The organism is Micromonospora sp. CV4 (assembly GCF_003667455.1).
GTDB lineage: Bacteria > Actinomycetota > Actinomycetes > Mycobacteriales > Micromonosporaceae > Micromonospora.
This window is the reverse complement of the sequence record NZ_RCVI01000328.1, coordinates 1-11,093: the sequence shown is the minus strand read 5'-3', so window position 1 is coordinate 11,093 and position 11,093 is coordinate 1. Positions and strand designations below refer to the sequence as shown.

General features: G+C 74.0%; 9 protein-coding genes and 2 pseudogenes. 5 read left to right on the top strand and 6 right to left on the bottom strand.

The window, feature by feature from the left end; translation table 11 throughout:
* A pseudogene (locus tag EAD98_RS23170) lies at window positions 1–745 on the bottom strand (hypothetical protein); the annotation flags it as partial.
* 149 nt (window positions 746–894) lie between these two features.
* On the opposite strand from EAD98_RS23170, the gene EAD98_RS23165 reads away from it, so the two are divergent.
* Both EAD98_RS23165 and EAD98_RS23160 read left to right on the top strand, forming a co-directional pair.
* A complete protein-coding gene (locus EAD98_RS23165; RefSeq protein WP_121656122.1) occupies window positions 895–1,533 on the top strand; it encodes a TetR/AcrR family transcriptional regulator in 639 nt (212 codons plus the stop codon).
* A gap of 64 nt (window positions 1,534–1,597) precedes the next feature.
* On the top strand, window positions 1,598–1,825 hold the full coding sequence (locus EAD98_RS23160) for a DUF3107 domain-containing protein (protein WP_030329796.1): 228 nt from the start codon (window positions 1,598–1,600) through the stop codon (window positions 1,823–1,825).
* A gap of 76 nt (window positions 1,826–1,901) precedes the next feature.
* Here EAD98_RS23160 and EAD98_RS23155 read toward each other — a convergent pair whose 3' ends face one another.
* Entirely contained in the window at window positions 1,902–2,552 is a 651-nt protein-coding gene (locus tag EAD98_RS23155; protein WP_121656121.1) for a ferritin-like fold-containing protein, read from the bottom strand.
* A 303-nt stretch (window positions 2,553–2,855) separates the two neighbouring features.
* Here EAD98_RS23155 and EAD98_RS23150 point away from each other — a divergent pair, with 303 nt between their 5' ends.
* Both EAD98_RS23150 and EAD98_RS23145 read left to right on the top strand, forming a co-directional pair.
* Entirely contained in the window at window positions 2,856–4,427 is a 1,572-nt protein-coding gene (locus EAD98_RS23150) for a DEAD/DEAH box helicase (protein WP_121656120.1), read from the top strand.
* An 85-nt stretch (window positions 4,428–4,512) separates the two neighbouring features.
* On the top strand, window positions 4,513–5,676 hold the full coding sequence (locus EAD98_RS23145; protein ID WP_121656119.1) for an SAM-dependent methyltransferase: 1,164 nt from the start codon (window positions 4,513–4,515) through the stop codon (window positions 5,674–5,676).
* Window positions 5,677–5,700: 24 nt separating this feature from the next.
* Here EAD98_RS23145 and EAD98_RS23140 read toward each other — a convergent pair whose 3' ends face one another.
* Complete coding sequence (locus EAD98_RS23140; protein WP_121656118.1) at window positions 5,701–6,159, bottom strand: hypothetical protein; 459 nt, start codon at window positions 6,157–6,159, stop codon at window positions 5,701–5,703.
* 247 nt (window positions 6,160–6,406) lie between these two features.
* Between EAD98_RS23140 and EAD98_RS23135 the strand changes: the two genes are divergently transcribed.
* Complete coding sequence (locus tag EAD98_RS23135; RefSeq protein ID WP_121656117.1) at window positions 6,407–6,823, top strand: helix-turn-helix domain-containing protein; 417 nt, start codon at window positions 6,407–6,409, stop codon at window positions 6,821–6,823.
* A 27-nt stretch (window positions 6,824–6,850) separates the two neighbouring features.
* On the opposite strand, the gene EAD98_RS23130 is transcribed toward EAD98_RS23135, so the two are convergent.
* From EAD98_RS23130 to EAD98_RS31030, 3 genes and pseudogenes are all read right to left on the bottom strand, one after another.
* Complete coding sequence (locus tag EAD98_RS23130; RefSeq protein ID WP_121656116.1) at window positions 6,851–7,780, bottom strand: hypothetical protein; 930 nt, start codon at window positions 7,778–7,780, stop codon at window positions 6,851–6,853.
* 261 nt (window positions 7,781–8,041) lie between these two features.
* Window positions 8,042–10,174: a RecQ family ATP-dependent DNA helicase gene (locus EAD98_RS23125; RefSeq protein ID WP_121656115.1), complete on the bottom strand. Its 2,133-nt coding sequence runs from the start codon at window positions 10,172–10,174 to the stop codon at window positions 8,042–8,044.
* A gap of 56 nt (window positions 10,175–10,230) precedes the next feature.
* Window positions 10,231–11,093, bottom strand: a pseudogene (locus EAD98_RS31030) (helix-hairpin-helix domain-containing protein); the annotation flags it as partial.

The following is an 11,093-nucleotide window of genomic DNA, read 5'->3' as shown; positions in this document are numbered from 1 at the left end:
GGTCGGGGGTGCGTCCCGGCTCGGTCGATGCCTCCGGCGCGAGCGGGTCGCGCCAGGCGCGCGGGGTGGCCGGCGGTTCGTCGGCGGCCGGCCGCTCAGCGGTGGGTGCGTGGAAGCCGGGCGGGACCTCGAAGCCCGAGGCGGCGGTGCCGACGGGTGGCACCTGGACGCCGGGTGGCGCCGAGGTGGGCCGACCGGGCTCGGCCCAGCGGGCGCCGGGACCGGCGCCAGGGTCGACGGTGGAGTGTCGGGCCGGGCCGCTGTCCGGCTCACCAGGCCCCTGCTCCGGGGGCGGCACGGGACGTTGGGCGGGCACCACCAGCCGCTCGCCGGTCGCGTCTCGCCGGTCCTCGGCGGTCGACCCGGGCGGGGCGCTCACCGGCGCCGGGCGGCCGGCCAGCGGCTCGGCACCGGGGTGGTGGACGCCGTTGGTCTCGGCGCCCGCGTGCCGGACGCCGTTGGCGTGGTGGCCGTTGACCCGGACCGGCGACTCGGTGGCGCCGGGCAGCCCGGCCAGGGGTGCTGGCAGGTCGCCGTGCCGGGTGGAGGACGTACGCCAACCGGACGCCGCGTCAGGCTGCCAGCGCGCCGCCGGTTCCCGGGCATCCTCGCGCTCGGCGGCCCGGGACCACCCGCCCGCCGGGGGCGCCCACCCGCCGCCGGAACGGCCCGGGTCGTCGTGCTGACCCGCTCCGTCACCGTGCTCTCCCGGGGTGGCGGCTCCGGGTTGCCCTGTTTCACTCACCGCGCGCTCCTTGGTCGCCCCCGCTGAGGCTACCGTGTGGTGACAGTGGCGATAAGTTACAGCGGCGGGCCATTTCCACGACGGGGGTCACGGGCCCCGCCCGGTCTGGGGGAAAAATGCCGGCTCGTACGGAGAACTCGGAGGATCCCATGACCGCTGTGGGGAACGGTGCACAGACCGCCGGCCGGCCCACCCGCCTGCCCCGTTCGGCGCGCCGTAAGCAGCTGCTCGCGGCGGCGCAGGAGGTGTTCGTCGCGCAGGGCTACCACGCCGCGGCGATGGACGACATCGCCGAGCGGGCGGGGGTCTCCAAGCCGGTGCTCTATCAGCACTTCCCGGGAAAGATGGAGCTCTACCTGGCCCTGCTGGACACGCACTGCGACGCCATCGTCGCCAAGGTGCACGAAGCGATGCGCGGCACCAGCGACAACAAGGAGCGGGTCAGCGCGTCGGTGCGGGCGTACTTCGACTTCGTCGACCACGAGAGCGAGGCGTTCCGCCTCGTCTTCGAATCGGACCTGCGCAACGATCCGGCGGTGCGGCAGCGGGTCGAGCGGGTCGAGCAGGGCTGCATCGCGGCGATCACCGACACCATCATCTCGGACACCGGGGTGAGCCGGGCGCACGCCGAGCTGCTGGCCTCCGGGCTGGTCGGCGCGGCGGAGACGGCCGCGCAGTTCTGGCTGGCCGGCGGTCGACAGGTGCCGAAGGCCGAGGCCGAGGCGTTGGTGGCGGCGTTGTCCTGGCGGGGCATCGCGAGCTTCCCGCTGCAAGGTGAGTCAGCCTGACCGCCGCCCCCGTGATCGGATAGCCTTCGCAGGGCGGTTCTTTCGCCCCAGTTGAGGAGGCACAGTGGAGGTCAAGATCGGCGTGCAGTACGCGCCGCGCGAGCTGGTTCTGGACAGCGCGCAGTCGCCGGCCGAGATCGAGCAGATCGTGACCGACGCCTTCGCCGGCAACGGCGGCACGCTCTCCCTGACCGACGAGAAGGGCCGGCGGGTCATCGTTCCGGTCGAGAAGGTCGCCTACGTCGAGATCGCCGAGGCGTCGCCCCGAGCGGTCGGTTTCACCGTCCGCTGACCGGTCCGGCCATCGCGGCAGGTCGGCGTCGGCCCACCTGCCGCGGGCCGGCACCGCACCCGGCCCGCCCGGGTGATCAGTTGTTCAGCCCGACGGCGGCCATCCGCGCGGTGTGCGCGGCGGTGAGCCGTCGGAACAGTCCCGGCACGTCGACCCGGTCGCCCTGCGCGATCAGCGCGGTGAGCGCGGCCCGTTCGGCGGCGACGCGGCCGGCCTGGGAGAGCGCCTCACCGACCAGCCGCCGGGCCCACATGGAGAGCCGGCCGGCCACCCGGGGGTCGGCGGCGACGGCGAGCCGGATCTCCTCGGCGGCGAACTCCGCGTACCGGGAGTCGTGCAGCACGTCCAGCACCAGCGCCCGGTCCGGCTCGTCCAACGCGTCGGCGATCCCCCGGAGGAAGTCGTCGGTGATGGCGTCACCGACGTACGCCTTGGTCACCACCTCCGCCCAGTCCCGCGGCTCGGTCGAGTCGTGGTACGCCTGCAAGGGCTCCAGGTAGGGCGCCATCGCGTCCTCCGACGGCACGCCCAGCGCGGTGAGCCGGTCGGCGAGCCGGCGGTAGTTGGCGATCTCGGCGGCGGCCATCTCGTTCAGCGCGGCACGGCGGCTCAGGTCGGGCGCGAGCCGGGCGTCGCCGGCCATCCGCTCGAAGGCGAGCAGCTCACCGAAGGCGACCAGGCCCAGCAGGTCGGCGACGGCGGGACCGGGGGTGGTCGGCGCGGACACGAGCGCAGGCTACCGTTCGCCGCCTGAACGTGGGTGCCCCGCGCGTGGCACGACCTGTGGCGCAGGTCACATTCGATGCCCCCGCGTGGGCGCTGCCCGGTCGGGAATCGGGACGGGGGTATGCCTGTTCAGGTAGCATAGAGCAGTTGCCGTGGGCGCCGATCTGATCGAAGCGCAGCCTGCGGCGCGCGTGCGGCCCGGTCCGGCTCGGCAGTCTGCCCCCGACCGTGTGGCCCGCGTCATACCGAACGCGCCCTGAGGACATGACGGGGCGCACCCACGAGAGGGCACCCCCACATCCACATGAGCGAATTGACTCAAGATCTGATGGACGGCCAGGAACTGGCCCCCACCGCCCCGGTCCGACCGGAGGCCCCCACCTTCGCCGCACTCGGCGCCCGCGACGAGACCGTCGAGGCGCTGGCCGCGGCCGGCATCACCCGCGCCTTCGCGATCCAGGAGTACGCGATCCCGATCGCGCTGCGCGGCGTCGACCTGATCGGTCAGGCGCCCACCGGCACCGGCAAGACCCTCGGCTTCGGCGTACCGCTGCTGGAGCGGGTCTTCGCGCCGAGCGAGGGCAGTGACGGCGTCCCGCAGGCGCTGGTCGTCGTCCCCACCCGCGAGCTGGGCATCCAGGTCGCCAAGGATCTGGCCGCCGCCGGCCGCACGCGGGGCGTCCGGGTGCTACCGATCTACGGCGGCGTGGCGTACGAGCCGCAGATCGACGCGCTGCGCAAGGGCGTGGAGATCCTGGTCGGCACCCCGGGCCGGCTGATGGACCTGCAGAAGCAGAAGCACCTCCGACTGGACCGGGTGCACGCGCTCGTCCTCGACGAGGCCGACCGGATGCTCGACCTGGGCTTCCTCGACGACGTCGAGAAGATCCTCGCGATGCTGCCCGAGGACCGGCAGACGATGCTCTTCTCGGCCACGATGCCCGACCCGATCGTCACCCTGTCCCGGCGTTTCCTGCGCCAGCCGATGACGATCCACGCCGGGCACACCGCCGAGACCGGCCCGTCGCCGCAGACCCAGCAGCTGGTCTACCGCACCCACTCGATGAACAAGGTCGAGGTGGTGGCGCGCATCCTCCAGGCGGAGGGGCGCGGGTTGACCATGATCTTCACCCGCACCAAGCGGGCTGCCGACCGCGTCGCCGAGGACCTCGACTTCCGCGGGTTCGCGGTCGCCGCGGTGCACGGTGACCTCGGCCAGGGTGCCCGCGAGCGGGCGCTCCGGGCGTTCCGGGCCGGCAAGATCGACATTCTCGTCGCCACCGACGTGGCGGCCCGCGGGCTCGACGTCACCGGCGTCACCCACGTCATCAACTACGACTGTCCGGAAGACCAGGACACCTACACCCACCGGATCGGCCGGACCGGCCGGGCCGGGGCGACCGGTGTCGCGGTGACCTTCGTCGACTGGGACGACATGCCCCGCTGGCGGATCATCGACAAGACCCTGGGTCTGGAGATGCCGGAGCCGCCGGAGACGTACCACACGTCCCCGCACCTCTACACCGACCTGCACATCTCCACCGAGGTCAGCGGCACGTTGCCCACCGCCGAGCGGACCCGGGCCGGTCTCTCCGCCGAGATCGAAGAGGACCTGGGTGGGACGACCCGCTCCCGCCGGGGCGACAGCGGTGGCCGGGGCTCCCGGCGCGGTGACAGCCGCGGCGAGGGCCGAGGTGAGCGCCGTGGCCGGGGCGACGGCCGCCGCGACCGCTCCGACGCCGGCACGCCGGCCGTCGCCGAGGCGTCGGCGGACTCCGCCGCCGTCGACGGCGAAGGCACCCGCACCCCCCGCCGTCGGCGCCGCCGTGGTGGCGGTTCCGGCGCGGGTACGCCGGCCGAGGCGACCGCGGACTGACCCAGCGACACCCGACATCCCCCGCACCGCCCCGCGCGGTACGGGGGATGTTCCCTTCCCACCCCGCCTTTCGGAAGATGGAACGATGCCGGAACCACTGGACGCCGCCCTGGCCCAGGTCAGGGCACTACTGCTCGATCCGGCACTGACCCGGGCGGTCGCCGCCGGGCGCCGCCGTGGCCGCCGCCCGACGGTGGCCCGGGCGGAACTGCGGCCGGTGACCCTCAAGGCCGGGCCGCGTCTCCAGATCGCCACCTCCGACGGCGCCCGCCCGTACACCCGCAACGTCACCCCCGGCCCGGAGACCGCCGCGGCGGTCGACGAACTGTTGGCCGAGCCGTTCGGCAACTGGCACGTGGAGACGGCGGACGCGACACTCCAGCTACGGGTGACGAAGTCCGGCGAGGCGCAGGTGCACCGGGCTGCCGGGACGGCCCGGCCGGCTGCGGCACCCGGCGGGAACGACCGGGCGAAGGAGTACCTGCTCGACCCGGGCGATGAGATCTTCGCCGAGATCGGTGGCTCGGCGGCCAAGCGCCGCCAGGTGGACGCGTTCCTACGGGCCCTGGCGGCGACCCTGCCCGACGAGCTGACCGGTCCGCTGCGGGTGGTCGACCTGGGCTGTGGCAACGCGTACCTGACCTTCGCCGCGTACCGCTACCTGTCCGGCCGGGGGCTCGACGTCGAGCTGATCGGCGTGGACGTCCGGGAGGACCAGCGGCGGCGCAACACCGAGCTGGCACAGCGACTGGGCTGGGCCGACCGGGTCAGCTTCGTGGCCGGCACGATCGCCGACGCCGTCGTCGACCCCGCCCCGGACCTGGTGCTGGCGCTGCACGCCTGCGACACCGCCACCGATGAGGCGCTGGCCCGCGCGGTGCGTTGGGAGGCCCGCTGGGTGCTGGCCGCGCCGTGCTGCCACCACGACCTGGCGAAGCAGCTCCGCGCCCACCCCGCCCCGGCCCCGTACGAGCTGCTGACCCGGCAGGGCATCCTGCGGGAGCGTTTCGCCGACGTGCTCACCGACGCGCTGCGGGCCGGGTTGCTGCGGGTGCACGGGTACCGGGCCGAGGTGGTGGAGTTCGTCGACTCGCAGCACACCCCGCGCAACCTGCTGATCCGGGCCCGCCGTACCGGCACCGCGGCCACCGGGCCGCAGCGCGCGGAGTATCGCGAGCTGGTGGACCAGTGGCGCGTCACGCCCCGGCTGGAGACCCTGCTGGCCGTCGACGAGCCGCCCGCCGCCTAGCGACGGCGGGGCACCCCTGGTCGGCTAGCGACGGCGGTCGCCGGTGTTGCCCCGGTCCCGCCCGCCGAGCCGCTCGCCAGGGCCACGGTCGAAGGCCGACACCCGCTCGCTGCCCGCCCGCTGGGCGGGTCGCTCGCTGTCGGCCGGTCCGGCCGGGAAGGGCACCACCGTGCCCGCGCTCTCGGCGTTGCCGGCCGCGGCGAAGGCGTTCCAGGAGATGTCGACGAGCAGCTTCTTCATCTCCGCGTGCCGGACGGCGGCGTTGTGCTGCAACGCCATCCGGATGCCCAGCACCACCGCGACCAGCGTGGTGGTGATCGCGCCGGTGGCGGCGAGCACGTGAGCGCCCGTCGCCGCGTCGGTGCGGAGCACCAGGACCAGCAACCAGATCCAGAACGCGGCGGCGAAGACGCCGGCCTTGGCGACGAAGAAGAGGCTCACCGCACCGGGCTGGTACGGCTGGGGGCGGCTCGAATCGGCCATGGTGCTCCTCGACGGTGGCCCGGTCGGACGTGGCAGGCGGACGCGCCATGCCGGGACGGGCACCGAGCTTAGTGGAAGAACGACGATGATCGCTTGATTCGTGTTCCGGTCGGTCCACAGTCTGGATGAGAAAAGGTCCCATCCACGGGACAGTTTGTGCGGTCAGTCAATTGTTTCCGCTCCTTGGCGTACTACCCTCAGAAGCGCATGCCCCAGTGCTTCGGCCGGGAGGGGAAGACCCGCAGGGATGGGTTCTGCAGACGTTTCGCCACAGATGGCGTTCGCCCGCTTCGTCCGGCGCGCCATCGACGACGCTCGCGACGAACGCGGCTGGACGGTCACCGACCTTGCCTCGCACACGGGCGTGGGCCGTTCCACGGTGTTCCGCTGGCTGGCCGGTGACTGGCAGGATTATCCGGAGCTGGCCAAGGTGCGCGGCTTCTGCTCCGCACTGGATCTACCGGTCGCGGCCGCGTTCCGGGCGCTCGGGCTGCCCGACGCCGGACCGGCACCCCGCCGACGCAACGACGACGGCCCGGTCGAGGCGGACGTCCGCGCCATCCTGGACCGGCTGGCCGACCCCAGCGTCCCCGCCGAGGAGAAGCACCACATCCGCGACCTGCTCCGCTACCTGGCCCGCCGCCCCATCCGCCGCGCCGGCTAACGCACCCCGGTCCCGGGAGGGGTGGGGTCAGGGGATCGTGAGGGTGAACTCCGCGGTGTTGACCTCGGTTCCGACCTGGAAGTCGAGATAGAGGCGGTAGCGGCCGGGGCCGGGGGTGGTCAGCCAGAACTTGACCTGGCCGTCCACGAGTTCCGGTTCGGGGTGCACGTGCAGGTAGCCCAGGTCGCCCTCGCGCAGCGCCACCAGGTGCCCGTACGCCCCGAGGTAGCGCTCCAGCGGCGCCGCGCCGCCGGCGGCGTCGATCCGGAACGTCAGTGGCACCGTCGCACCGGCCTGCGGGCTGCCCTGGTAACCGACGGTGAACCCGTCCACCGTCGTCGAGGTCGCCGGCGCCGGGAGCGGCCGGGGCTGGTAGCCGCCCGGCGCGACCAGGTCCGCGCCGAGGGTCACGGCGGTCTGGCCGCCGTCGGCGGCGACCACGGTGAAGTCGGCGTACGCCCGCCACACACCGGGCTGCGCGAGGGTCAACGGCACCGACCACGTGCCGTCCGGCGCCATGGTCGGGTGCAGGTGCTGGTAGCCGGTCAGGTCCCGCCGGACCACGATGAGATGCATCGGCTTGTCGTGCACGACGGCGAAGCGGGTGACCGGCCGGCGCTGAGCGTCGCGCACCTGGAACCGGAGCTGCTCCGGGCGTCCCGCCGGGAACTCGGTGACCAGTGGGGCCAGGGTGTACCCGGCGGAGCTGACCGACAGGCCGCCCGGCTCCGCGCCGGCGCCCTGGTCCGCACCGGCGACGCTGCCGTGGTCGTGCGGCTGCGTACCTGGCGGGTGGGTGTGGTCGGCGGCGAGCGTAGCGCCGCCGGTGCTGGTGGCGCCGCCGGCGTTCATCCGACCGAGGCCGAAACCGAGCAGCACCGCGAGCACCAGCCCGCCGACCACCAGCGCCAGCCGGACAGTGCTGCGGTCCGGCGCGGCGGAGACCTGGTCAGGCACCGCCGGCGTCCAACGCGTAGCCGGCCTCGCCGACGGCCACCCACCCGCTGCCCTCGCAGGTCATCGGGGAGATGGCGTACGCGGAGGCGACGGGCGGTTGCTCGGTCATGCCGCCCACGGTACCGCCGAGGCGGGCCGGTCCCGGTCGACGTCGGGACGGCGTGGCGACCGTCGCAATCCGCCCCGCCCGGGAACTTTCCCGCCACTACCCGAGCAGGCCGACAGCGCGCGGCCGACCGGCCGGGAACGGCCTCGGCCGGCTCAGCCGGCCACGGCGAGGGCGAGCGGCAGCACCTCCGGCGCACCGGCCTTCCGCAGCGCTCGGGTCACCATCGTCATCGTCCACCCCGAGTCGACCAGGTCGTCGACGAGCAGCACCGGACCGGCCAGCCCGGCCAGCGCGTCGGCCAGGTCGGCCGGCACGGTGAACGCGTCGTGCAGCGCGCGGACCCGCTGGGCGCTGTTGCCGCGCGGCCCGCCGGCGCCACCCGCACCGGTCGGGGCAACCTCACCGAGCAGCGGCAGCCGACCCACGGCGGCGATCCGCTCGGCCAGCGAGCCGACCAGCCGGGGCCGCCGACGGGAACCGACCGCGACCACCGCCGCCGGACGGCGGGGCCACGGGTCGTCGCCGTGCGCCCACGCCTTGAGCACCTCCACCACCGCGCCGGCCACGTCGTCGGGCACCGGCGCGTCGGGAGCTTCCGGGCCGACCAGGTCGCGCAGCCGACCGCCCCAGCCCAGGTCCGAGAGGCGCCCGACGGCCCGCCCCGGCAACGCCTGCTCCGCCGGGGGGATCCGGCCCTTCAGGGGTACGCCCACCGCGTCCAGCCCGGTCGGCCAGAGCTTCTTCGGCGCGATCTCCACGCCGGGCCGGCCCAGGAACGTCTGCGCGGCGGTGAGCGCGGCCGTCGACACGTCCGAGTCGAAGAGCGGCTCGGCGCACCGGTCACACCTGCCGCAGTCGGCCGCCCCGGTGTCGTCCAGGCACTCCCGTAGATACCGCATCCGGCAGGAGGACGTGGTCGCGTACTCCCGCATGGCCTGTTGCTCGACGGTGCGTGCCTCGGCGACGCGCCGCAACCGGGCCTCGTCGTAGACCCAGGGCTCGCCGGTGGCGAGCCAGCCACCGCGCACCCGGCGGACCGCGCCGTCCACGTCGAGCACCTTGAGCATCAGCTCCAGGCGGGCCCGGCGCAGGTCGACGAGCGGTTCGAGGGCCTGGGTGCTGAGCGGTCGGTCGGTGTGCAGGGCGGCCAGCACAGCCCGGACCTGCTGCTCGGGCGGGAAGGCGAGCGAGGCGAAGTACCGCCAGATGGCGGCGTCCTCGGCGCCGGGCAGAAGCAGCACCTCGGCGTGTTCGACGGCCCGGCCGGCACGGCCGACCTGCTGGTAGTAGGCGATCGGCGACGGCGGCGCGCCGAGGTGGACGACGAAACCCAGGTCGGGCTTGTCGAAGCCCATGCCGAGCGCGCTGGTGGCGATCAACGCCTTGATCTTGTTGTCCAGCAGGTCCTGCTCGGCGGCCCGCCGGTCGGCGTCCTCGACCTGACCGGTGTACGAGGCGACCGGGTAGCCCCGGGAGCGCAGAAACTCGGCGGTCTCCCCCGCCGCCGCCACGGTCAGCGTGTAGACGATGCCGGAGCCGGGCAGCTGGTCCAGGTGGTCGGCGAGCCAGGCCAGCCGGTGTGCCGGGCTGGGCAGGTCGAGCACCCCGAGGCGTAGCGACTCGCGGTCCAGGGTGCCGCGCAGGACGAGGGCGTCGCCCAACTGCTCCGCGACGTCCTGGGTGACCCGGGAGTTGGCGGTGGCGGTCGTCGCCAGCACCGGGGTGCGCTCGGGCAGCTCGGCGAGGAAGGTGCGCAGCCGCCGGTAGTCCGGCCGGAAGTCGTGCCCCCAGTCGGAGACGCAGTGCGCCTCGTCGACCACCAGCAGTCCGGTGGTCGCGGCGAGCTTCGGCAGTACGCCGTCGCGGAAGTCGGGGTTGTTGAGCCGCTCGGGGCTGATCAGCAGCACGTCGACCGCGCCGGCCTGGATCTCGGCGGTGATCTGGTCCCACTCGTCCAGGTTCGCCGAGTTGATGGTGCGGGCCCGGATGCCGGCTCGGGCGGCCGCCTCGACCTGGTTGCGCATCAGCGCCAGCAGCGGCGACACGATGACCGTCGGGCCGGCCTGCTCGGCCTGGGCCGTGTCGCGCAGCAGCGCGGTGGCCACGAAGTAGACCGCCGACTTGCCCCAGCCGGTGCGCTGCACGCAGAGCACCCGCCGCCGGTCGACGACCAGCGCCTCGATCGCCCGCCACTGGTCCTCGCGCAGCCGGGCGTGCTCACCGGCCAGCCGGCGCAGCACCGCCTCGGCCCGCTCCCGTACCCCAACCCGCTGTTCCGACCCCACCCGGCATTTCTACCAGCGCCGTCCGTCAGTACCTCGGTTTGCACGGGAGGTTCGGGTCACGATCCGGCCGTTCGCGCCTCCTCGGGCAGGGAGGCCGGGGGTAGGAAGAGCAGCAGGTCACGGAGAGGCTCGGTGGCACTCGGGGGCAGCAGACAACGCCCGGCCAGCTCTTCCATGGAGGCGTACGGACCGCGCAGCCAACGGTCGACCACGAGCTGCCGGGACTGGTCGGCGGTCAGGCCGGGCAGCTCCGCGAGCACCTGTTCCGGTACCGAGTTGACGTCGATCAGGCCGCCGTCGTCGAAGGTGCGGGGCAGGTCGGGCCGGCCGAGTCGCAACTCGTCCCGAGCCGCGGGGTAGTGGTAGAGCAGGTAGCGGGCGTGTTCACGACGGATGCGCCGCTCCTCGTCGGCTCGGTCCCTCCCGCTACCCGGGCTGCCGGTGATGGCGGCCCAGAGACCGCGGCTGAGCAGGACCACGTGCACCGCCCCGACGAGCCACGTGATCAGAGCCAGGCCGAGGAAGCCCACCGCCTTGTTGTCGGAGATCTCGTCCGAATTCTCGACGTCGAGAAGACCCACCTCGACGATGAGCAGGGCGAGGTACCCGACGCCGGCGACCGCGAGCCGCCAACTGCGCCGCCAAGCCGCGTAGGCCGCGATCACCAGCCAGGTGAGGCAGCCGAAGGAGAGCAGCACGAGTGCCGTACCGAGGATCGTGACGGTCCTGCTCGCCCAGCGCGGCGTCGGCGTCCGCGCGCGCTTCCCGGCTGCCAGCGGTGGCGGTGCGGCGAGCGGGGTCCACAGGTGCGACGGCGGGACGGACGTCGGTAGGGGCGGCGAGCTGACCGGGGGCGGCGCGGCGGGCGGCGGCACCACCTCGGCGGGTACGGGCGGCAGGGTGGGGGTCGGTGCCGGCT

What these genes read in the sequence shown, in the direction of transcription:
- EAD98_RS23165 (WP_121656122.1), top strand. Translation starts at nt 895, where the DNA reads ATGACCGCTGTGGGGAACGGTGCACAGACCGCCGGCCGGCCCACCCGC.
- EAD98_RS23150 (WP_121656120.1), top strand. Translation starts at nt 2,856, where the DNA reads ATGAGCGAATTGACTCAAGATCTGATGGACGGCCAGGAACTGGCCCCC.
- EAD98_RS23145 (WP_121656119.1), top strand. Translation starts at nt 4,513, where the DNA reads ATGCCGGAACCACTGGACGCCGCCCTGGCCCAGGTCAGGGCACTACTG.
- EAD98_RS23140 (WP_121656118.1), bottom strand. Translation starts at nt 6,159, where the DNA reads ATGGCCGATTCGAGCCGCCCCCAGCCGTACCAGCCCGGTGCGGTGAGC.
- EAD98_RS23135 (WP_121656117.1), top strand. Translation starts at nt 6,407, where the DNA reads ATGGGTTCTGCAGACGTTTCGCCACAGATGGCGTTCGCCCGCTTCGTC.